Origin of the sequence: Anaerotruncus sp. G3(2012), from assembly GCF_000403395.2 — a bacterium.
Classification (GTDB): domain Bacteria; phylum Bacillota; class Clostridia; order Oscillospirales; family Ruminococcaceae; genus Anaerotruncus.
On the sequence record NZ_KE159657.1, the window covers coordinates 353,548 to 356,652 of the forward strand.

The 3,105-nt window shown below is 42.4% G+C and carries 3 protein-coding genes; 1 reads left to right on the top strand and 2 read right to left on the bottom strand.

The window, feature by feature from the left end; genetic code table 11:
• The first annotated feature begins 62 nt into the window (after nt 1–62).
• Nucleotides 63–826 (top strand): IS5 family transposase gene (locus C814_RS22760; protein WP_155846320.1). Its coding sequence is split into 2 segments (ribosomal slippage): nt 63–405 and nt 405–826, totalling 765 coding nucleotides; the frame shifts between segments, so codons are not numbered across the junction.
• A gap of 695 nt (nt 827–1,521) precedes the next feature.
• Here the strand turns inward: C814_RS22760 and C814_RS07525 are convergent.
• Both C814_RS07525 and C814_RS23400 read right to left on the bottom strand, forming a co-directional pair.
• Complete coding sequence (locus C814_RS07525) at nt 1,522–2,007, bottom strand: hypothetical protein (RefSeq protein ID WP_016315040.1); 486 nt, start codon at nt 2,005–2,007, stop codon at nt 1,522–1,524.
• A gap of 105 nt (nt 2,008–2,112) precedes the next feature.
• A complete protein-coding gene (locus C814_RS23400; RefSeq protein ID WP_155846321.1) occupies nt 2,113–2,475 on the bottom strand; it encodes a hypothetical protein in 363 nt (120 codons plus the stop codon).
• Between the last annotated feature and the right edge of the window lie 630 nt (nt 2,476–3,105).

Sequence of the window (3,105 nt, forward strand, 5' to 3'; positions counted from 1 at the left end):
TAGGTTGTGTCGTCAATAGAAATGTGCTATAATAGTCCTCAAAGTAGCAGGAGGGCAGAAAAATGGCGAGGGAACAGCATCGACATGATATAAGCGACAGAGCGTGGGAGAAAATCAAACCAAACACAATAGGCGAAAAAGGGACGCGCGGAGGCAATGCCCGAGATACGCGGCAGTTTATCAACGGTGTATTCTGGATTTTGCGCACCGGAGCACCCTGGCGGGACTTGCCGGAAACGTATGGGAACTGGAAGAATGTACACCGCCGGTTCTGCCGGTGGCGTGACAAGGGAATCTGGGAAAAGATTCTGGAAGCGCTGGTAGATGACACCGACTTTGAGTGGCTGATGATCGACGCCAGCCATATCAAAGTACATCCTGACGCTGCTGGCGCGCGGGGTGGAAATCAGGCGATGGGCCGTACAAAAGGGGGCTCAACACCAAGATACATTTGGCCGTGGATGCGCATGGTATGCCGGTGCGATTCTTTGTCACTTCTGGTACCACAGCGGATTGCACAATTGCAGCGCGGTTGATCGAGGGATTTCAGGCAGAATATCTTCTGGCAGATCGAGACTATGATACGGACGCAATCATCCTCAAGGCGGTTGACGAGGGAATGATACCGGTCATTCCGCCAAGGAAAAGCCGAAAACATCCTCGGAAGTATGATAAATATTTCTACAAACTTCGCCATCTCGTCGAGAACGCTTTCCTGCTTCTCAAAAGATGGCGCGGTATTGCGACTCGCTACGCTAAAAATGCCGCTTCTTTCGCTGCTGCTGTCCAAATACGTTGTATTGCTATTTGGCTCCTTCTTTATTGACGACACCATCTAAGTGGTGAGAGTTTATAGGTAAGAAAAGGTACACTGAAGCGTTGTACTAAACCGGTGAAAGCGGACAATAGACACCCCCTGATGTAGAAAAAGAACTACATCAGGGGGTAATATATGGCAAGGAAATATCAGTATACAAAAAGTTATTGCCGTAAATCAAAGAGATGCTGGCAAGAGGAATGACGCAAAAACAGGTCTAATTCGCTCAAACACTTCCCTGTTTTCATCAGGTGTTTTCGGCTTACTCGGATACCTTCCTTGCGCTCCAGTTTAATCTGCTCTTCCATTACCGAGAGAAAGTAATACCATGGTATGCAACATAAAAAGGATGGGGCAGCCTGGGATACGGCTCCTAATTACCCATGGCGGTATTCCGTTGTATGGTTTCGAGTGTTTTTAATGTTGAACCGAATCCTTTCCATTTATTTATTTCTATTTTCATCCGAACCGATGGTATGTCCGTTAATGATGGTATTCATCGCGATTGCTCTGTCTACATAGAAGTAGTACCACTTGCCATCACTCTGCTTCTATGCCCCTCATATGGTACCTATCCTCCTTTCTTCCAAAAGAGCACAAAAAGTGCGGTTCTCCCTATATGGAAAACCGCACCTATTATTTGATCTATAAGCATGAAATTGTATATTTCATCTGCACCTTTATGATGCTTATCAGTTAATATTTCATAGTCTTCCTAATTTTTTTTTATCTATGTAAGCATACGCACCATTATAATCTAACCATACCTTAGTTAGCGGAAACAAATCAGGGCGAATACCCGACTGCTCATCTAAAGAAACATCGTGTGCCAAAGAAATACTCCTAGTTGTTGAAGTGGTCCCAATAAGCAGCCCAAAATCATCTTCCTTGCCATTCCAAAGCTCACATTGACCAGACTCTCTCATTGGGCACTCCATACAAGCCGCCAATCCACTTTTTTTAGGTTCAGTCACTTCACTCATTTCATCTTCGCTATTACACTTACATTTCTCTTTGTTGCCGCAGTCACACGATGTGTCAAGCGTTTTTTCACTAATATCTACATTTTTTAATACAAACTGTAACATAGGCAAAAAGGCTGAAGTAGATGAATCGTCAGCAATTAGTCCATTTCTTGTTTCCTTTTGCTTAAAATACATCAGAGGAACATTTAATTTTGAAATATCCATACTGTTATCCCCGCCCATTCTTATCTATATACTTGTATACGCCTCCGGCCTACAAACTAAAAGTCTATAGACCAGAAGCGTATGCAAACTATTAAATATGTCGACTTAATCCCAATAAGTACAATATACATTAGTGCACATTGCACCTACAAAAGCTCCACATGGTTTACAAGTAATCTTATAAACAAAACCACTTCCGCAATAGCAGCTGCCAGCACGAGTTGTCACTTTCTCAGTACCCACATGATTGCAAGTAGCATGAGCACTAATGTGATGAGAGTCGAAATGATTCGGAAGAATCACTTCATCACTCGCATTAACGCTATCAGCTGCTGATTTTGCAGTGATTTCTGCTCTCAGTTGAGCAATTTCTTCAGCCGGAAGCGGAAGAGAAGCAGCACTAGCAGTTACCACCATCATAGACATAACCGCTACCACGGTAAGCAAAAGACCTATAAACTTTTTCATAACACATCTTCTAATTTGTTATTCAACAACCAACTGTTCTAGCAACATTGTACAAAAATCCCATTGATCTTTATACAGTGTTGCAGTAGACATTTCTGTCTCCGTTCTTGTACCTATATGGATTCATATGTTTCAACAATCCATCCTCCTTTCTCAATAGTAATTTACAACCTACCCAATCGAGTGGTCTATCAACCGCTGAGTAGCACAATTTTTCCCTGAAATCCACTAGGATTCCTGCGAAAATTTGTTTGCCAACGGCTGAAATCCCATGCCATTTTGTATATCACAAATTATCAAGCAAGCCCTAGTAATCTATGTCAAGAATGTTACTGTAGTAAAAATACCATAAATATATTTGAATGTCAAGTCTTTCTAAATTGTTTTTTTCTTGGTAATTATATTTGTAAATAATATCAACCACGAAAGAAGAGCAGGCGCGGCAGAGGGCTGAGCCATCCCAGGGAACACATAGGCCTGCAATTATACCAAGATAGATGAAATGATTTTGGGGGACAGCCAGTGTATTTGTTTCTAGGTTGTGTCGTCAATAGAAATGTGCTATAATAGTCCTCAAAGTAGCAGGAGGGCAGAAAAATGGCGAGGGAACAGCATCGACATGATATAAGC

Bases quoted from the DNA above. Each gene is read 5' to 3' on its own strand.
- C814_RS23400 (WP_155846321.1), bottom strand. From the start codon at position 2,475: ATGAAAAAGTTTATAGGTCTTTTGCTTACCGTGGTAGCGGTTATGTCT.
- C814_RS07525 (WP_016315040.1), bottom strand. From the start codon at position 2,007: ATGGATATTTCAAAATTAAATGTTCCTCTGATGTATTTTAAGCAAAAG.